The sequence below is a fragment of the Enterobacter cloacae complex sp. IR5458 genome (genome assembly GCF_049238025.1).
Taxonomy (GTDB): Bacteria; Pseudomonadota; Gammaproteobacteria; order Enterobacterales; family Enterobacteriaceae; genus Enterobacter; species Enterobacter kobei.
The window spans coordinates 1-17842 of record NZ_JBMKIF010000009.1 but is presented as its reverse complement, the minus strand read 5'-3'; the positions used below and the strand labels follow the sequence as shown (position 1 = coordinate 17842).

Sequence of the window (17842 nt, the reverse complement as noted above, 5' to 3'; positions counted from 1 at the left end):
CTCAAATGCATTTGAAATAGTCGAAGGGTTCGCGGCAGGTGTTGCAGCGGTAAAGCGCTTTGCAGGCCGTCGAACCAAATTCACTGATTAGCGCGGTGTCGGTGCTGGCGCAGCGCGGGCAGCTCACCTCCGCCGGGGCGTGCGCGTGGCAGCTATGCCCCACGGGCGGGCTGATGCCGTAAGCCCGCAGGCGTTCGCGCGCGTCGGCGGTCATCCAGTCGGTGGTCCAGGCAGGGTCAAGCTGGAGCACAATGTGCACCGGGGTAAAGCCATGCGCGGTCATCACGTCGCGGATCGCCCCCAGCAGGTGCTCCGTTGCCGGGCAGCCCGAATAGGTTGGCGTGAAGCCAATCACCCAGCCTTCCCCCTGTGCCTTCACGCTGCGCACCATGCCTAAGTCGGTGATGGTTAATACCGGCACTTCCGGGTCCGGAATCTGGCTTAACAGCGACCAGATCTGCGGGATTTGCGCCGGTGCGATGTCGATGAGACGTTGCATAGCCTTCTCCTTTACCACTGCTGGCCGGGATACGCGCGCTGGAGATACTGCATTTCTGCCAACATCGGCCCCAGATGTTCGGTATGCAGCCCCTTCTTACCCCCGGTGCGGTACGCCACCTCGTCGGGTATGCTCAGGCTGGCTTCTTTAAGACCGACATACACTTCGCTTTCCCACGGCTGGCGCAGGGTGCGTGGGTCCACCGCCACGCCGGAATCTATCAGCGCCAGCTCAACGTCATCGGCGTCAAACAGCTCTGCCGTAAAGCGCCACAGATTATCGATGGCCTGCTGCATTTTTTGTGCGGACGTTTCGGTCCCGTCGCCCAGGCGTACCAGCCAGCCGCGGCTAAAGCGCAGGTGGTAGCGCGCCTCTTTGATCGCTTTGGCGGCGATGGCGGCAAGCTGGCCGTCAGTGCTGCGGGTCAGGCGCTCATACAGCGCCACGTTCCAGGCATCCATCAGGTACTGACGAGCAATCGTGTCGGCGAAATTGCCGTTGGGTTGCTCCACCAGCAGGACATTGCGGAACTGGCGCTCGTCGCGCCCAAACGCCAGGGTATCTTCGTCGCCCTCACCTTCACATTCAGCGGCGTAGGCCAGGAAATTGCGTGCCTGGCCCAGCAGATCAAGACCGATATTGGCCAGCGCGAGATCGATCTCCAGCTCCGGCGCGTGGCCGCACCAGGCACCCAGACGCTGGGAGAGCACCAGACCGTTGTCGCCCAGACGCAGGGCATAGGCTGTGACTGTTTTCATCCTTCGCCTCACATGTGCTCGATGCCATCGGGGATGGTGTAGAACGTCGGATGGCGGTAAACCTTGCTTTCCGCCGGATCGAAAAATTCGCCGCTCTCTTCCGGCTGGGAGGCAATAATTTCGCTCGCCTTCACCACCCAGATAGAACATCCTTCACTGCGACGGGTGTAAGCATCGCGCGCATTTTCCAGCGCCATGCGATCGTCGGCGGCATGCAGGCTGCCCACGTGACGGTGGGACAACCCTTGTTTGCTGCGTACGAACACTTCGTACAGCGGCCAGTAGACATTGCTCATGATTATTTCCTCTTATGCGGCCTGACGGGCGCGTTGTTTTTCTGCGTGGGCCAGGGCGGCTTCCCGCACCCACGCCCCGTCTTCCCAGGCTTTACGTTTCGCGGCCAGCCGTTCGTGGTTGCAGATGCCGCGCCCGTTAATCACCTCTTCAAATTCCTGCCAGTCGATTTCGCCGAAGCGGTAGTGACCGCTCTCTTCATCAAAACGCAGGTCGGGATCCGGCACCGTCATCCCCAGCATCGCCACCTGCGGCACCGTGTTGTCGACAAAACGCTGACGCAGCTCGTCGTTTCCGAAGCGTTTGATTTTCCAGGCCAGGCTGCGGGCGCTGTTTGGCGAGTTATCGTCGTTCGGCCCGAACATCATCAGCGCAGGCCACCAGAAGCGATTGATGGCGTCCTGCAGCATCTGGCGCTGAGCCTCACTTCCCTGGGCCAGCGCCATGCAGGCTTCAAAGCCCTGACGCTGGTGGAAGCTCTCTTCTTTGCAGATTTTCACCATCGCCCGGGCATACGGACCGTAAGAGGTGCGGCACAGCGCCACCTGATTGACGATGGCAGCCCCGTCCACCAGCCAGCCGATGACACCGATGTCGGCCCAGCTCAGGGTGGGATAGTTAAAAATGGAGGAGTACTTCATCTTGCCGTCGAGCATCTTCTGGTAGATGTCTTCCCGTGCGCAGCCCAGCGTTTCTGCCGCGCTGTAGAGGTAAAGTCCGTGTCCGGCTTCATCCTGTACTTTCGCCAGCAGAATCGCTTTTCGGCGCAGCGTGGGTGCGCGGGTGATCCAGTTACCTTCCGGCAGCATGCCGACGATTTCGGAATGCGCATGCTGACCAATCTGGCGGATCAACGTTTTACGGTAGGCGTCAGGCATCCAGTCCTGAGGCTCAATCGCCGTCTCCTGCGCTATCCGCTGCTCAAACCGTTGTTCTTGCGTCACGTCATCACCTTTATGATTCGTTAGTTTGCAAATTAAAGCGAAATGATGAATCACTTTGTTTTTTAAAAGTTACACAAAGGTTAAATATAACCCCAAGAATTGTTTCCTTGTTTTGTGATGGTGCTCGCAAGGCTTTTGCTTTCGCCCTTGCAGAAAGCGCTCTGACGGGCTGCGATTCATCAGGCCAGATCACAGCATTAACAATTCATTAAAATCTCAGCTTGCTTTTTATGATTCATAATTAAACTATTAATGGTGAAATTACGTAACACTTGGAGATAAGCGATGCAGCAGTTAGCCAGCTTCTTGTCCGGTACCTGGCAGTCTGGCCGGGGCCGTGAACGCGCCATTCATCACGCCATCAGCGGCGAAGCATTGTGGGAAGTCACCAGCGAAGGGCTGGATATGGCGGCCGCTCGTCGCTATGCGATTGAGCGCGGTGGCGAAGCGCTTCATAAGATGACCTTTATTGAACGTGCAGCCATGCTGAAAGCGGTAGCGAAACACCTGATTAGCGAAAAAGAGACGTTCTATGCCCTCTCCGCCCAGACCGGGGCGACGAAAGCGGACAGTTGGGTGGATATTGAAGGCGGGATCGGCACCCTCTTTACTTACGCAAGCCTGGGCAGCCGGGAGTTGCCGGATGACACGCTGTGGCCGGAAGATGAGTTGATCCCGCTGTCAAAAGAAGGCGGTTTTGCCGCTCGCCACGTTCTGACCTCGAAATCCGGCGTGGCGGTACATATCAACGCCTTTAACTTCCCCTGCTGGGGGATGCTGGAAAAGCTGGCGCCGACCTGGCTTGCCGGGATGCCCGCCATCATTAAACCGGCCACCGCCACCGCGCAGGTGACACAGGCGATGGTGAAATCTATCGTGGACAGCGGACTGGTGCCGGACGGCGCCATTAGCCTGATTTGCGGCAGCGCGGGAGACCTGCTTGACCATCTCGACAGCCAGGACGTGGTGACTTTTACCGGCTCCGCCAGTACCGGGCAAAGCCTGCGCGTTCACCCGAATATTGTGGCGAACGCGATACCGTTCACCATGGAGGCCGACTCCCTGAACTGCTGCGTGCTGGGTGAAGACGTCACGGCGGAGCAGCCGGAGTTTGCCCTGTTTATCCGGGAAGTCGTTCGCGAGATGACCGCCAAAGCCGGACAAAAATGTACCGCTATCCGCCGTATCATCGTCCCCCAGAATCAGATTGATGCCGTCAGCCAGGCGCTGATTGCCCGGCTGGAAAAAGTGGTGGTGGGTGATCCGGCGCAGGACGGGGTGAAGATGGGCGCCCTGGTGAATGCCGAACAGCGCGCCGACGTGCAGGAGAAAGTGGACCTGTTGGTTACGGCGGGATGCCAGATCCGTCTGGGTGGCAAAGCGGATTTACAGGCCGCGGGCGCGTTCTTCCCACCGACCCTGTTGTTCTGTCCGCAGCCGGACGAAACCCCTGCGGTGCACTCAACTGAAGCTTTCGGCCCGGTAGCGACGCTGATGCCGTATCGCCATACAGAGCACGCGATGGTGCTTGCCCGCGCGGGCGGCGGCAGCCTCGCAGGAACGCTGGTTACCGCTGATTTAGCCCTTGCCCGCCAGTTCATTGCCGGTGCGGCACGTGCCCACGGTCGTATTCAGATCCTCAACGAGGAATCATCCAAAGAGTCCACCGGCCACGGCTCCCCGCTGCCGCAGCTGGTGCACGGCGGGCCCGGTCGCGCGGGCGGTGGTGAGGAACTGGGCGGCCTGCGCGCGTTGAAGCACTACCTGCAGCGCACGGCGATTCAGGGCAGTCCGACCATGCTGGCGGCCATTGGCAAGCAGTGGGTGCGCGGCGCAACCGTGCAGGAAGATCGCGTGCATCCGTTCCGCAAATACTTTGAGGAGCTGCAGCCGGGCGACAGCCTGCTGACGCCGCGTCGCACCCTGACGGAAGCGGATATTGTGAACTTTGCCTGTCTGAGCGGAGATCACTTCTACGCCCATATGGACAAGATTGGTGCGGCAGAGTCGATCTTTGGCGAACGGGTGGTTCACGGTTACTTCCTGATCTCCGCCGCAGCGGGACTGTTCGTCGATGCGGGGGTCGGACCGGTGATTGCCAACTACGGTATGGAAAACCTGCGCTTTATCGAGCCGGTCAAACCGGGCGACACCATTCAGGTGCGCCTCACCTGCAAACGCAAAACGCTGAAGAAGCAGCGCACCGCGGAAGAAAAACCGACGGGCGTGGTGGAGTGGGCGGTTGAGATTTTCAACCAGCACCAGCAGGCCGTAGCGCTCTACTCCATCCTGACGCTGGTGGCGCGCCAGCGGGGTGAATTCTGACACCTTACCTTCACCGCCTTCCCTGCCGGGTGGCGCGATGCTTACCCGGCCTACGACGACCTGCCGGGTGTGACACCGTCCCGCTCTTTTTTTAACCTGGCAAGTGCAACAAATAACCTGGCAGATGCAGGCAAACGCTTTTCTCAGGCGTCTGTCAGGATAAGGCTGACACAACACAATAAACACAACAAGATGAGGTCTACGATGGGAAGCAATTCTTCTTTTTCTGCCCGTAGAACGGCACTGGCCATGGCCGTTGCGCTGTGTTGCGCCTGGCAATCCCCTGTTTTCGCCCACGGCAGCGAGGCGCATATGGTCCCGATGGACAAAACGCTGCAGGACTTCGGCGCAGACGTGCAGTGGGACGATTACGCACAGATGTTCACCATTGCGAAAGACGGTGCCTTTGTGAAGGTCAAACCGGGCGCAAAAACCGCTATCGTCAACGGTAAAACCCTCACGCTTGAGGTGCCGGTGGTGATGAAAGGCAACAAAGCCTTTATCTCAGAGACGTTCATCAACGATGTTTTCCAGTCCGGTCTCGATCAGACCTTCCAGGTTGAAAAAAGTCCTCACCCGTTAAATGCGCTCACGGCAGACGAAATTAAGCAAGCCGTAGAGATTGTTAAAGCCTCTGCAGATTTTAAACCGAATACCCGCTTTACCCAGATCGCCCTTGCGGAGCCAGAGAAAGCCAAAGTGTGGGACTATGTGCTCAACGGCACGGCAGTGGATACCCCTCGCCAGGCGAAGATCGTCATGCTCGACGGAAAGCATGTCATCGAGAGCCTGGTGGATCTGAAGGATAAAAAAATTCTGCGCTGGGAACCGGTCAAAGACGCGCACGGCATGGTGCTGTTGGATGATTTCACCGCGGTTCAGCAGATCATTAACGACAGTACTGAATTTGCTGAGGTGCTTAAAAAGCACGGCATAACCGACCCGAAAAAAGTGATTACCACGCCGCTGACCGTCGGCTATTTCGACGGTAAAGATGGCCTTAAGCAGGAAGACCGTTTGCTGAAAGTGGTGAGCTATCTGGATGTCGGCGACGGTAACTACTGGGCACATCCGATTGAAAACCTGGTGGCGGTGGTCGACCTTGAGCAGAAGAAGATCCAGAAGATTGAAGAAGGCGCCGTTATCCCGGTTCCTCTGACCCCACGTCCCTATGATGGCCGCGACCGCATAGAGACACCCAAAAAACCGCTCGACATTATTGAACCGGAAGGCAAGAACTACACCATAACCGGCGACAGAGTGCACTGGCAGAACTGGGATTTCCATCTGAGCCTGGACTCGCGCGTGGGCCCGATGATCTCAACCGTCACGTATAACGACAACGGCAAGAAACGTCAGGTGATGTATCAGGGGTCGCTCGGCGGCATGATTGTCCCTTACGGCGATCCGGACGTGGGCTGGTACTTTAAAGCCTATCTCGACTCCGGCGACTACGGCATGGGCACCCTGACCTCGCCGCTGGTGCGGGGTAAAGACGTGCCGTCCAACGCCGTGATGCTCAATGAAACCATCCCGGACTATACCGGCGCGCCGATGGAGATCCCGCGAGCAATCGCCATTTTCGAACGCTATGCGGGGCCGGAATACAAGCATCAGGAGATGGGTCAGCCAAACGTCAGCGCCGAGCGTCGTGAACTGGTGGTGCGCTGGGTGAGTACCGTCGGTAACTACGATTACATCTTCGACTGGGTATTCCATGAGAACGGCACCCTCGGCATTGATGCTGGCGCGACGGGTATCGAAGCCGTGAAAGGCGTTCAGGCCAAAACCATGCATGACGCCACCGCCAAAGACGATACCCGATACGGCACGTTGATTGACCACAACATTGTGGGCACCACGCACCAGCACATCTATAACTTCCGTCTTGATATGGATGTCGATGGTATTAACAACAAGCTGGTGGCGATGGATCCGGAAGTGAAACCTAATACCGCCGGTGGCCCGCGCACCAGTACCATGCAGGTCAATCAGTACGACATTGATACCGAACAGCAGGCGGCACAGAAATTTGACCAAGGCACTATTCGCCTGCTGAGCAACACCCGTAAAGAGAACCGCATGGGCAACCCGGTCTCGTATCAGATTATTCCCTACGCGGGCGGCACCCATCCGGTGGCAACCGGCGCGAAATTTGCCCCGGATGAGTGGATCTACCATCGCCTGAGCTTTATGGATAAACAGCTGTGGGTGACCCGTTACCACCCGGATGAACGCTATCCGGAAGGTAAATTCCCTAACCGCTCCATCCACGACACGGGACTGGGGCAGTACAGCAAAGATAACGAGTCACTTAACGATCAGGATGACGTAGTCTGGATGACCACCGGCACGACCCACGTCGCCCGCGCGGAAGAGTGGCCGATCATGCCAACGGAATGGGTGCATGCCCTGCTTAAACCGTGGAACTTCTTCGACGAGACGCCAACGCTCGGAAAGAAAAAAGACGAAAAATAACCCACCGCCGGGCAATCGCCCGGTTTTTTTTGCCCTGCCGTTTGAGGATCGTCCATGCTTGCTTATAGTTACAGATATCTCACCTGCATGATTTATCCCCCGGACGGGAAAGGGCTTTATGGAAAAAAGAAAAAAACCGACACTGGAACGCGCTACCTGGCCGACGCGCCACGCGATGGTCATGCATGGGCTGGCGATGAACCTGCCCTGGCTGGCGTTCGTCAACGTCAGCTTCGCCGTGATGATCCTGCTGCGACACGTCCTGCTTAAGGCCAGCGATCCGCTTTATCCTCATATACCGCAACTGACGACCCTGGTCGATGCCTCGATGCTCGGCATTATTATCCTCTCTGCTGCGTTGATCCTGATGGCCTGGCGGCGTATTGCGGGTATCAGCGTGGTGCTCTTTATCTGTAGCGCCATCTGGTCGGTATCCTGTTTTTTGTTTATTACCTATTTGCTGCTGCCCCACGTCTGGCCGCTGTGCGTGATTTTGTTACTCGCCGGGTTAACGGCGCTCTACTTTTACCCTGAGGGATTACTCGCCTTTGTGCTTCCGCTCTGGATCACCCTGCCGGTCGCAAGCTGGGTACTCAACGATGGTCTCAACCTTCACTTTGTCATCATCTGGAGCGTGTTTACCCTGATCCTGATCTGCGGGCGTTTTATCCTGTTGAGCTGGTTTGATGAAGCCTGGCGTCGTAATCAGCAAAATCAACTGCTGATCTCACGGCTAGATGCGCTGGCGCATCAGGATCCGCTAACCAAAACCGCCAACCGCCGGAGAATGGAGGTGGTGCTGGAAAACGCGGTTGAGCAGAAGAAACCTTTCTCGCTGATTATGCTGGATATCGACTATTTCAAACGCTACAACGACACCTACGGCCATCAGGCGGGTGATGACTGCCTGACGCGCGTGGCGCGGGTGCTGAAGCAGTCGGTACGAACGCCGGACGACGTTGTATCACGTTACGGCGGAGAGGAGTTTGTGGTGATCCTGTTTAATTGCCCGCTAAACATCGCTGAAAAGGTTGCCCTGCGTATTCAGGACGGGCTGCGCACGGAATCCATACCGCATGGCGCCTCGACGGTCAGCGACCATGTGACCGTGAGCATGGGGATTGCCGGCATGACGGAGGGGTTAGCCGGCACCGAAATAATCGCCCGCGCCGATGCGGCGCTTTATCGGGCGAAAGAGGCCGGGCGGGATCGGTGGTCGCTTTGAATAATGCCGGGTGGCGCTGCGCTTACCCGGCCTACAAAACCAGAGAAAGTAGGCCGGGTAAGGCGTAGCCGCCACCCGGCTTGTTTCTTAATACCGCACGCAAACCGACTTCGTCTCACACCATCCGTCCAGCCAGTCCGGGCCAAAGTCGCGACCTGTGCCGGACTGCTTCATGCCGCCGAACGGCAGGTTGGCGTCGATCAGCGTATGGCTGTTTACCCAGACGGTGCCCGCCTGCAGCCTGTCGGTGTACTCCAGCGCCTTGCTGATATTCTGCGTCCAGACGCTGGCGGTCAGGCCATATTCGGTGTCGTTTGCCAGCTGAAGCGCCTCTTCACCATCGGCAACGCGCACCAGATTGACCACCGGGCCAAACACCTCTTCGCGGGTTAAGCGCAGCGCGGCATCCGGGTTGACCACCAGCGTCGGCGAAACGTAATAGCCTTTCCCTTCCGGGCCACGGTTACCGACAATCAGCTCTGCGTGGCGAGATTGCGCTTCATCGAGGAAAGTCTGCACCTTGTCACAATGCGCACGCGACACCAGCGGGTTGATAAATGCTTCCGGGGACATACCCGGCCCGACGCTCAGGGATTTCACCGCCTGTTCGAAGCCGCTGACCAGCGTGTCAAACAGCTGCGCTTCAATGTAGATACGGGAACTCGCCGCACACACCTGTCCCTGGTTCAGGAAGCTCCCGGTCATCAGGCCTTCGATCACCCACGCCGGGTCCGCATCTTTGAGTACGATAGCCGGGTTTTTGCCCCCCAGTTCCAGGGTCACGCCTGTCAGGGTATCTGCCGCCGCGCGGGCAATTTGCTTGCCCGTCGCCGTTGAGCCGGTAAAGCTCACCTTTGCAATATGCGGATGCGAGGTCAGCGCTGCGCCGCACACCGCGCCGCTCCCGGTCACCACGTTGAATACCCCGTCCGGAATGCCCGCTTCGCTGGCCAGTTCCGCCACGCGCAGCATGGTCAGCGGCGTGGTTTCTGATGGCTTGATGACAATCGAGCACCCCGCCGCCAGCGCAGGCATCACTTTCCACATCCCAATCATCAGCGGGAAGTTCCAGGGCACAATCCCGGCCACCACGCCAACCGGCTCTTTACGTGTCCATGCCTGATAACGCGCCCCCTGTGGCAGGGGAATAGAAAGGTCGAGGGTTTTGCCTGCGATTTTGGTGGTCAGCCCGGCGGTATAGCGCATCCAGTTCAGGGTACAACCCACTTCAAAGAGACGGGAAATGTTAATCGATTTCCCCTGCTCCAGCGTTTCAAGCTGGGCCAGCTCCTCGCTGTGCTGTTCAACCAGATCGGCGAAACGGAGCAGGCTCCGCTCGCGCTCCGCCGGTAATTTTCCGGCCCAGCTGCGGGCAACAAAAGCACGCCAGCCGGACATGACGGCACGGTCAACGTCATCGACGCTGGCATCGGCCGTCGAGGCAATCACCTCGCCCGTGGCCGGGTTATAGACGTTGAGCCGCTTTTCGCTGTCCGACGCGGCCTGACGCCCTTCAATCCACAGGCCATGATGTCGGTCTAAAAACTGCTGCACGGCAGGCTGAATAGCCACCTGGGATTCGGACATAGGATACTCCTTCGTTATTATTCGCAGGGTGTTCATCCAGTCTAAGAGGGGTTTCGCATTCTCGCTTTTGTCTCTGTGACATTCGCTTTGCCACCTGTGACAGGTGCCGCAAATCGTGATAATTCCACCTTATATCGCTGTTCCCGATGAGTGTTCTTTCCTATAGTCAGCCCAGAGCTCTGACAAAACGCAACATAAATGCAACAATGCGAAAACATTGACGGTGCAGTGAGAGAAACGATGGCGTGTGCAAGCGAGCAGGAACAGTATCAGCAGTGGCTGGCGCAGATTAACCAGGTGTGCGGGCGTTTTAATGCACAGCCCACCGGGGGAAAATTCGTCGGCGAGCTGGAGACCAGCTATGCGCGCAGCCTGAAGCTCAGCACCGTCACCGCCGGCGGCGTAAATCTGTTCCGCTCCCGTCAGGAGATCAAACAGAGTAATGATGCCTGGTTCTATACCGTCTTCCAGCTTGAGGGCAGTGCGGAAATTGAACAGGATGACCGTCGCGCTGTGCTCCGAACAGGCGATATCACGCTGCTTGACGCCTCCCGGCCCTGCTCAATCAACTGGCAGGAAAAATCCCGCCAGATTTCGCTGCTGGTACCCCGCCAGATTATTGAGCAACAGTGTCGTTTCCATGAGATTAGCTGCGCGCTCGCCCTCTCTCGCTCGCTGCCAACGGTACAGCTGAGCCATCGCCTGCTGATGGAAAGCATGAACAACGCCGACCTGAGTGACCGGGAGAGCGAAGCCGCGCTCGAAGCCATGGTCTGCCTGCTGCGCCCCGCGTTTCAGCAACGCGATGTGATTCAGCCGCGCAAGGAACGCCAGTTCCAGCATGTCGTGGCGCTGATTGACGATCATATTCAGTCTGACTCTCTGCGCCCGGAGTGGATTGCCGCCGAGAGCGGGATGTCCGTGCGCAGCCTCTACCGCATGTTTGCCGAGAAGGGGCTGGTGGTCGCGCAGTACATTAAAAACCGTCGGCTGGATCTCTGTGCGCAGGTGCTGCGCTCTGCCGGGGATGATGAAAAGCTGGCGGGAATTGGCTACAGCTGGGGGTTCACCGACCATAGCCATTTTTCAACGGCCTTTAAGCAGCGTTTTGGCGTCTCGCCCGGCGAATACCGCAAGCGCCACCGCTAGCTATTTTTTCAGCCATTTGCCGTTAATTCCCTTCACGTATTCGCCCGGCTGCGCACGGGCAACCAGTTTTTGCCCCGCCATTTTCGCCACTTCATCGACCGGTAAATTATTGCTGTCGGCCAGCTTCTGATAGCTCTCGGTGCGCGCCGCGTTAATACGGTTTACCAGCGCCAGCGTTTCTGCATCCTGTTGGATCGGGGCAATATACCCGCTGAGTGTTTCCCCCACGCGCCCCTGCGCCCGGGCATCATTTAAGGTCAGCGCAGCCGCCTGCGCATTCATCCCCAGAGCCAGTAGAATCAGAGCTAAACGTTTCATGGCATCCTCAGAACAGATCGCTGCGCGATTTCAGCAGGGTTTCAACGTCTTTATCGACCTTAATGTGGATCTCGTGTTCGATTTTGACATTCATATTGATGGTAATCGGCTCTTTCGGCGCAGCGACTTCAATACGCGGCGTACAGCCGGTCATTAGCGCAGCAACGGCAACGGTGAGTACACCAGCCATCTTTTTCATTGTTGTTCCTCACTTTCCTTGCCAGTCGAACTGCGGAGACCGGGTATCGCCGCGTGTTGCTCAAACCAGGTTTGCAGGTTGTCTCCAAAACGCAGGCTGCGCCAGAGGGTAAAGACATTTTCGTCATGGGTATAGTTCAGGTTGACGGAGCTGCTTTTGCCATCCACACGGCTGGTTCCCTTGATGGTCGCCTGCATGGTTAATTCACCCAGGTTATCTAAATTGATTCTTGTCCACGAACGAGAAATTTCCATATAGCGGAGCCAGTTGATCGCGGCACCCGCAACCATATTATCTTTCACGATGGCATCCGCCGTATCTTTGTCGATACGCAGCGTCATTGGGCCAGGGTTGGTCAGCCAGCCATCTTTAATGATCCATTTTTCATTGTCCAGCCAGAATGGCAGCGCCCCGCTTACCGGGCCTGACATGGCAAACTGTTTCGGATTGACGGCGCCGATCAGTTCACTTGACGAGATATTGTCCACGCGGAGCAGCGCCGGATCGTGCTGCGGCATCCGCAACTGCTGCATCGTAATCTTCCCGCCGAGGGTTTCCACTTTCACGTTGGTAAGCAGCAGCGGATTGTCCTCCGTCCAGGGATAATCCCCCTGTAGATCGGCGGTAATATTGCGCGCGGTCACCAGGTTTTCCACTTCGCCAATACGCAACGTAACCGGGCCGCGCGTGCCCAGGGACCAGGTCCCTTTGCTGAAGCGGAACGGCAGCACAAAATCGACACCGTTGATCTGGTTATCCGGCATCCAGGCGCTACCGGCTTTCAGCACGCCGTGCCCCCCCGCCTCAAAGCCCTGATCGGCCGCCGCCGAGAAAGCCACCTGCGCATAGAGTTCCCCGTCACGCAGCGTCATTTTCCAGTCCGGAGGGATCAGAGGCTGGAAGACGGTGAGCGACTGTTTCGGCCACCAGGCCTGCCCGCGAAGGCGTTCACCATCCCAGCGACCATTCACCTGTACCGGGCCGATTTTCTCTGCATGGAGGTCGCCCTTAAACTGGAACACCGTCGGATCGGTGCCGTCGACGCTAAAGGTCAGCACCGACGGTGGCAGCGTGCTGCCACCGGAGAAACGGGTTTGCCCGGCATTGAGCGCCAGCGCGCCGCTGAACGTCGGCTTTTCGGCGTCACGGAACCAGCGCACGGGTTGATCCAGCACCAGACGCGGCGTGCTGACCTCCATGGTTCCATACTGGAGCTTGTCAAAACCGGTGGAGAGCGCCGTGAGCTCAATGAGTTTGTCACGCCACTCGCCTTTCCCGGCGACATCCCAGCGGGCATGCATCGGCGTAAAACTCCCTTTTCCCCAGTAGCGCCACTGCCAGAGACCGCTGTCGGGTAAAAAGTCGTTCGCCTGCCCGTCCAGATGCAGTTCAAAATCGCCCATCTCGTTTTCATGGGCACGCAGGATAGCCTGTAAACGCCCGTCCACGCCCTTCTGCGTCAGCTTCACACCTGCCAGCGGCCAGCGGATTTCATCGATATCAAGCGAGTCAATGATGCGCCCGCGCGAGCGAAGCAGTGCGCCCGGTTCAAAGGCGAGTTGCGGTTCATATACGCTGCCGGTCAGTGTCGCCGGCAATTTGGCATAAAGAATGAGGTCGTTTTGCTTCGCCTCACCGCTCAGATGCAGCGGCATGTCGCTGTTTTCCATACTGAGCCTGCCTGGCCCAATATTGAGTACCGCGTTGCCTTTCCCCGCATCACCATGGGTAAGCACGTTCAAACGCCCGGTCAGGGTGGCTTTCTCAAGCCCCTGCTGCCAGTTATCGGCGCGAAGCGAAACGCGTCCGCTCAGCGGCATACCGGACAAATCCCAGTTCCAGCGCCCGTCGCTGATGTTCAGCTGTTCCGCCGTAACTTGCCACGGCAGATCGAGCAGTGGATCAGGGTTGTCTCGCGCCATCACCACCAGTTGTCCACGGTTGTCTTCCCAGTCCAGATCGGCATCGACGAGAGACGTCAGTTGTGGCACGTTAAAGGTCGCCACCGCGTGGCCTTTTACCGGCACGCCATCCGGCACCAGCGGCAGAGTGAACTCCCCCACCAGTTTGATGGGCTGCGGCTGATCGGGTAGCTGAACATCGAACTGGCTGACCGAAAGCGTCTGGCCGCGAAGCGTTCCTTGAATGCTCACCCGCTCGCCTTTATAGGCTATCTCCTGGCTGGACGGGGTCAGCGAGGCCTTCAGCTCACCCTGCCACTGCTGCCAGGGCGAGAGGGTGAGACGGTGAATGGTCAGCCAGGTATTCGGTAATACCGCCTGCCACTGCGCCAGCGTTTTGGGGGCAACGGTCGACGGCGCGGATTGGGGAATTTTGCTGAGGCAGACGGCGTTAAGATCCAGCGCGCCGATATCCAGCTGCCAGCGGCTCGGATGTGACAGCGTCACGTTCTCAATGCGAGCAATTTCGCACTCTTCAACCAGATAGCGGAGATCGGGGATCACCAGCGCATGACGAGTCAGTTTAGGACTCTCTTCGAAAGCGATACGCGTCCCGACGGGAAGCCAGATTCCGGCAAGCGTCGGTACCCACTGAGCGAGCGTCATCAGCAGCGTCAGCGGCAATAAAATGAACAGCAGTAAAAGCGCAAGTGCGGCTTTGTATTTACCCTTCATGGGCAGTTAATATCCTGATTTAGCGAAAGAATTAAGCCAGCAATGCTGAACATTGTTGCATGTTTAGCGGGTCAATTGAAGCCAAAGGCAAGTTTAAGGATAGAAGCTGTAGCGTTAAGTTGCGAAGCTAGTACCTGTTACGAGGTATCGCCAGGAGGTAAAGCATGGCAAATATTAATGACCCCCAATACACGGAGTCATACCGCCATGGGTCAAAGTTGATATGCAGAAAACCGCTCACAAAGTCCTGGCCATTGGCGAACACGTTGAGTTGTATGGCAGCACTGGCTAGCACAAACAAGGTGTAAGCAATGAAAAGAGGATATTTTCCAGCTCTTTCAACTTTGAGTTTACCTCTGTACAGCAACAATAAAAACGCAATAGATATAATGAAATAGTACAAGGCAGGCAGCATTGGCGGGGATAAAGACAACTCCAGTTGTAACGGCATACATTGCTCTCCATCTCTGCCTGAAAATCCACCCGATTCCTGATGTTTCTGGCATTAAGAATATCATGGAGTTAGGGTAACAAGATGCTCTAGAATAATTCATAGAACTTATTGAATTCAATAATATTTTAGAAATTGTAAGATAATTTTAATCATGCTAACGTGAATGCAAAATCACTGGAGAAAGTCTTATGAAACTCGCGGTATATAGCACAAAGCAGTACGACAAAAAGTATCTGCAACATGTTAACGAAGCTTACGGGTTTGAGCTTGAATTTTTCGACTTTCTGCTTTCCGAAAAAACCGCCAAAACGGCGCACGGCTGTGAAGGCGTCTGCATTTTTGTTAACGATGACGGCAGTCGTCCGGTGCTGGAAGAGTTGAAAAAACAGGGAGTGAAGTATATCGCCCTGCGCTGTGCAGGCTTTAACAACGTGGATCTCGATGCGGCGAAAGAGCTGGGGCTGAAGGTGGTGCGCGTTCCGGCCTACTCCCCGGAAGCCGTCGCGGAACATGCGATTGGCATGATGATGTCGCTCAACCGTCGTATTCACCGCGCTTATCAGCGCACCCGTGATGCCAACTTCTCGCTGGAAGGGCTGACCGGCTTTACTATGTACGGTAAAACCGCAGGGGTGATCGGGACCGGGAAAATTGGCGTCGCTGCCCTGCGGATCCTCAAAGGCTTTGGCATGCGTCTGCTGGCGTTTGATCCGTATCCAAGCGCCGCGGCGCTGGAGCTGGGCGTGGAATATGTTGACCTGCCGACCCTGTTCTCGCAGTCTGATGTGATCTCCCTGCACTGCCCGCTGACGCCGGAAAACTATCACCTGCTGAACCAGGCGGCGTTTGACCAGATGAAGGACGGCGTGATGATCATCAACACCAGCCGTGGTGGCCTGGTTGACTCTCAGGCCGCTATCGAAGCGCTGAAAACCCAGAAAATTGGCGCACTCGGGATGGACGTGTATGAGAACGAACGCGATCTGTTCTTTGAAGACAAGTCCAACGATGTGATTCAGGACGACGTGTTCCGCCGCCTGTCTGCCTGTCATAACGTCCTGTTTACCGGTCACCAGGCGTTTCTGACGGCTGAAGCGCTGATCAGCATTTCAGAAACCACGCTGGGTAACCTGCAGCAGCTGGAAAAAGGCGAAACCTGCCCTAACGAGCTGGCATAAGTATGACGCCAGGTGGCGGCTATGCCCCACCCGGCGTACTGTCTGTTTCCCAGGTTCGGTGAGCAACGCGCCACCAGAGCAGGACGGCCACCAGCGCAATCGCCCTCAGCACGCTGAATGCCGTCGCAAAGGAGTAATGCCCGGCTATCGTGCCGGTTAACGCCGGGCTCATCGATGCCCCAACGCCCTGCATCAACATCACCACGCTCTGCCCGGCATTGACGTGCCCGCTCCCTCGCAACAGCACAACAATAAACGACGGTACCACGACGCCGAGGATGCCTGCGGCCAGCCCGTCGAGAATTTGCACCGGGATCATCATCAACGGCGCGTCCGTGGACGCCGCCAGCGCCGCACGCACCGGCATCACCAGCAGCGCCAGCATAATTAATCGCCAGTAGCCGTAGTGTTCTATTCTCCGTGCGACCCAAATGGCGACGGGGATCATCACGGCCTGAGAAATAATGACAGTGCCCGCTGCATACAAGCCGGGGTTGATTGAGGCGGGTGCCGCCGCAACCCTCATGCTGAGCATCGGTAACAGCGCAGCGTTCGCCAGATGAAACAGGAGCAGCGTCAATCCGGTAACAAACAGCGCCCGGTTTTTAATCAGCACCGCAAAGCCCGGAACAGGCAGGTTCGCTGGAGAGGACAACCCGCGCGCGGCATTGTTGTCGATATCCTTATTGCGAATGGCAAGCAGCGCACACAACGTTAGCAACGTCGTACAGGTCATCAGCAGGAAAATTCCGCCGACGCCCCAGTACCAGGCAATGCCGCCAGCCATCAGTGCGGTCATAAAATTGCCCGCATGATTAAACGCCTCATTTTTGCCCATCTGCGCGCTGAACCCACTCTGGCCGGTCAGCCCTAAGGTAATTCCGGTGATCAATGGCCCCACAAACGCCGCACAGATGCCGGTGATAATTTGTGAAACGGCGACAACGCCGCTCTGCTGGCTAAACCAGAGCAGAAGCGTGCTCAGGGTGATCAACAGGCAAAGCAGCGCGAGTACAGCGCGTTTGTTTCGGGAGGTGTCGGTGATGAATCCCGCCGGGAGCGTGGCCAGTAAACCCGCCAGCCCACCCGCCGTCATCAGAAAACCAATATCATCAGGCGTCCAGTGACGTTCGGTGAGAAAAATACCGAGAAAAGGGCCGAGGCCATCGCGGACATCCGCAATGAAAAAACTGGTCAGGCATAACGCCCGAAGCGAACGAAGAGACATACTGCCTGCCTTTACAAAGGGTCGCCTGAAAAAATTAAAACGTAGTATACCCGGCATTGCGCGGTTTGATACGTCGCGTTGCAGGTACGGATTGTCGTGCAGATCGCGTCATAAAGAAGCGGTGGCTTTGCCCAGGCCCAGCAGGCCAGGATGTTCATCGTCACGACAGGCTGAACGCGTCATTGACCCCATGCCGGGAACGTTCGCCTGTATAGCTATCACAGAACCGAAATTTGTCTCCGTTATGACAACCTGCTCTCTGTTTTCCTGGAATTAACGGTCTAACCTGAATTGTGTAAAAAACACTCAGGAGGGACACATGTACAATTCAATTTTGGTTCCAATTGATATTTCCGAAGATAGCCTGACGCATATGGTGATTCCTTTCGTTCAGGCTCATACCGCACTTAACACAGCTAAAGTCCATTTTCTTACGGTCATTCCTTCGCTACCTTATTATTCATCTTTAGGCCTGGCCTACTCCGTGGAGATGCCGAAGCTAAAAGAGTTCCAGTGATCTTGACCCGCCATTTCCGGACAGCTTTTGTATCTTAAGTTAACGATGCCCGC

General features: G+C 56.9%; 15 protein-coding genes and 1 pseudogene. 6 read left to right on the top strand and 10 right to left on the bottom strand.

What is annotated here, in order from left to right; translation table 11 throughout:
* Nucleotide 1 precedes the first annotated feature (1 nt).
* From paaD to paaA, 4 genes are read right to left on the bottom strand one after another with little or no spacing between them, the layout of a single operon-like run.
* Complete coding sequence (gene paaD, locus ACOTYN_RS09650; RefSeq protein WP_332957615.1) at nt 2-499, bottom strand: 1,2-phenylacetyl-CoA epoxidase subunit PaaD; 498 nt, start codon at nt 497-499, stop codon at nt 2-4.
* Nucleotides 500-510: 11 nt separating this feature from the next.
* On the bottom strand, nt 511-1257 hold the full coding sequence (paaC, locus tag ACOTYN_RS09645; protein ID WP_248227632.1) for a 1,2-phenylacetyl-CoA epoxidase subunit PaaC: 747 nt from the start codon (nt 1255-1257) through the stop codon (nt 511-513).
* Nucleotides 1258-1265: 8 nt separating this feature from the next.
* Nucleotides 1266-1553 (bottom strand): 1,2-phenylacetyl-CoA epoxidase subunit PaaB, encoded by a 288-nt coding sequence (gene paaB, locus ACOTYN_RS09640; protein ID WP_006175064.1) that lies wholly within the window; start codon nt 1551-1553, stop codon nt 1266-1268.
* Nucleotides 1554-1565: 12 nt separating this feature from the next.
* Nucleotides 1566-2495: a 1,2-phenylacetyl-CoA epoxidase subunit PaaA gene (paaA, locus tag ACOTYN_RS09635; RefSeq protein WP_014883698.1), complete on the bottom strand. Its 930-nt coding sequence runs from the start codon at nt 2493-2495 to the stop codon at nt 1566-1568.
* Between the two features lie 285 nt (nt 2496-2780).
* Between paaA and paaZ the strand changes: the two genes are divergently transcribed.
* From paaZ to ACOTYN_RS09620, 3 genes are all read left to right on the top strand, one after another.
* On the top strand, nt 2781-4820 hold the full coding sequence (gene paaZ, locus ACOTYN_RS09630; protein ID WP_332957619.1) for a phenylacetic acid degradation bifunctional protein PaaZ: 2040 nt from the start codon (nt 2781-2783) through the stop codon (nt 4818-4820).
* A 204-nt stretch (nt 4821-5024) separates the two neighbouring features.
* Complete coding sequence (tynA, locus tag ACOTYN_RS09625; protein ID WP_332957621.1) at nt 5025-7298, top strand: primary-amine oxidase; 2274 nt, start codon at nt 5025-5027, stop codon at nt 7296-7298.
* A gap of 118 nt (nt 7299-7416) precedes the next feature.
* On the top strand, nt 7417-8523 hold the full coding sequence (locus ACOTYN_RS09620; protein WP_332957624.1) for a GGDEF domain-containing protein: 1107 nt from the start codon (nt 7417-7419) through the stop codon (nt 8521-8523).
* A gap of 87 nt (nt 8524-8610) precedes the next feature.
* On the opposite strand, the gene ACOTYN_RS09615 is transcribed toward ACOTYN_RS09620, so the two are convergent.
* The gene (locus tag ACOTYN_RS09615; protein ID WP_248229166.1) at nt 8611-10110 is read right to left on the bottom strand and encodes an aldehyde dehydrogenase family protein; all 1500 of its coding nucleotides are present in this window, start codon (nt 10108-10110) and stop codon (nt 8611-8613) included.
* A gap of 240 nt (nt 10111-10350) precedes the next feature.
* Between ACOTYN_RS09615 and feaR the strand changes: the two genes are divergently transcribed.
* Nucleotides 10351-11259 carry a transcriptional regulator FeaR gene (feaR, locus tag ACOTYN_RS09610; protein ID WP_014883693.1) on the top strand — a complete coding sequence of 303 codons (909 nt, stop codon included), beginning with the start codon at nt 10351-10353 and terminating at the stop codon, nt 11257-11259.
* Here feaR and ACOTYN_RS09605 read toward each other — a convergent pair whose 3' ends face one another.
* The 4 genes from ACOTYN_RS09605 to ACOTYN_RS09590 all read right to left on the bottom strand — a co-directional run bounded on the left by ACOTYN_RS09605 (nt 11260) and on the right by ACOTYN_RS09590 (nt 14863).
* Entirely contained in the window at nt 11260-11577 is a 318-nt protein-coding gene (locus ACOTYN_RS09605; protein WP_023330315.1) for a YdbL family protein, read from the bottom strand.
* 7 nt (nt 11578-11584) lie between these two features.
* Nucleotides 11585-11776, bottom strand: coding sequence for a YnbE family lipoprotein (locus ACOTYN_RS09600; protein ID WP_010430706.1), 192 nt, complete (start codon nt 11774-11776; stop codon nt 11585-11587).
* Nucleotides 11773-14412, bottom strand: coding sequence for a YdbH family protein (locus ACOTYN_RS09595; protein WP_045135008.1), 2640 nt, complete (start codon nt 14410-14412; stop codon nt 11773-11775). Before ACOTYN_RS09595 ends, ACOTYN_RS09600 begins: the two co-directional genes overlap by 4 nt.
* Nucleotides 14413-14539: 127 nt before the next feature.
* A complete protein-coding gene (locus tag ACOTYN_RS09590) occupies nt 14540-14863 on the bottom strand; it encodes a hypothetical protein (RefSeq protein WP_050862405.1) in 324 nt (107 codons plus the stop codon).
* A gap of 191 nt (nt 14864-15054) precedes the next feature.
* Between ACOTYN_RS09590 and ACOTYN_RS09585 the strand changes: the two genes are divergently transcribed.
* Complete coding sequence (locus ACOTYN_RS09585) at nt 15055-16044, top strand: 2-hydroxyacid dehydrogenase (RefSeq protein ID WP_023338286.1); 990 nt, start codon at nt 15055-15057, stop codon at nt 16042-16044.
* Nucleotides 16045-16063: 19 nt separating this feature from the next.
* Here the strand turns inward: ACOTYN_RS09585 and ACOTYN_RS09580 are convergent, their stop codons facing one another.
* Nucleotides 16064-17272, bottom strand: a complete 1209-nt coding sequence (locus ACOTYN_RS09580) for an MFS transporter (protein WP_332957629.1) — start codon at nt 17270-17272, stop codon at nt 16064-16066.
* 319 nt (nt 17273-17591) lie between these two features.
* On the opposite strand from ACOTYN_RS09580, the pseudogene ACOTYN_RS09575 reads away from it, so the two are divergent.
* A pseudogene (locus tag ACOTYN_RS09575) lies at nt 17592-17786 on the top strand (universal stress protein UspA); the annotation flags it as partial.
* Between the last annotated feature and the right edge of the window lie 56 nt (nt 17787-17842).

What these genes read in the sequence shown, in the direction of transcription:
- ACOTYN_RS09585 (WP_023338286.1), top strand. Translation starts at nt 15,055, where the DNA reads ATGAAACTCGCGGTATATAGCACAAAGCAGTACGACAAAAAGTATCTG.
- ACOTYN_RS09615 (WP_248229166.1), bottom strand. Translation starts at nt 10,110, where the DNA reads ATGTCCGAATCCCAGGTGGCTATTCAGCCTGCCGTGCAGCAGTTTTTA.
- ACOTYN_RS09620 (WP_332957624.1), top strand. Translation starts at nt 7,417, where the DNA reads ATGGAAAAAAGAAAAAAACCGACACTGGAACGCGCTACCTGGCCGACG.
- ACOTYN_RS09605 (WP_023330315.1), bottom strand. Translation starts at nt 11,577, where the DNA reads ATGAAACGTTTAGCTCTGATTCTACTGGCTCTGGGGATGAATGCGCAG.
- tynA (WP_332957621.1), top strand. Translation starts at nt 5,025, where the DNA reads ATGGGAAGCAATTCTTCTTTTTCTGCCCGTAGAACGGCACTGGCCATG.
- ACOTYN_RS09590 (WP_050862405.1), bottom strand. Translation starts at nt 14,863, where the DNA reads ATGCCGTTACAACTGGAGTTGTCTTTATCCCCGCCAATGCTGCCTGCC.
- paaZ (WP_332957619.1), top strand. Translation starts at nt 2,781, where the DNA reads ATGCAGCAGTTAGCCAGCTTCTTGTCCGGTACCTGGCAGTCTGGCCGG.
- feaR (WP_014883693.1), top strand. Translation starts at nt 10,351, where the DNA reads ATGGCGTGTGCAAGCGAGCAGGAACAGTATCAGCAGTGGCTGGCGCAG.
- ACOTYN_RS09580 (WP_332957629.1), bottom strand. Translation starts at nt 17,272, where the DNA reads ATGTCTCTTCGTTCGCTTCGGGCGTTATGCCTGACCAGTTTTTTCATT.
- paaC (WP_248227632.1), bottom strand. Translation starts at nt 1,257, where the DNA reads ATGAAAACAGTCACAGCCTATGCCCTGCGTCTGGGCGACAACGGTCTG.
- ACOTYN_RS09595 (WP_045135008.1), bottom strand. Translation starts at nt 14,412, where the DNA reads ATGAAGGGTAAATACAAAGCCGCACTTGCGCTTTTACTGCTGTTCATT.
- ACOTYN_RS09600 (WP_010430706.1), bottom strand. Translation starts at nt 11,776, where the DNA reads ATGAAAAAGATGGCTGGTGTACTCACCGTTGCCGTTGCTGCGCTAATG.
- paaB (WP_006175064.1), bottom strand. Translation starts at nt 1,553, where the DNA reads ATGAGCAATGTCTACTGGCCGCTGTACGAAGTGTTCGTACGCAGCAAA.
- paaD (WP_332957615.1), bottom strand. Translation starts at nt 499, where the DNA reads ATGCAACGTCTCATCGACATCGCACCGGCGCAAATCCCGCAGATCTGG.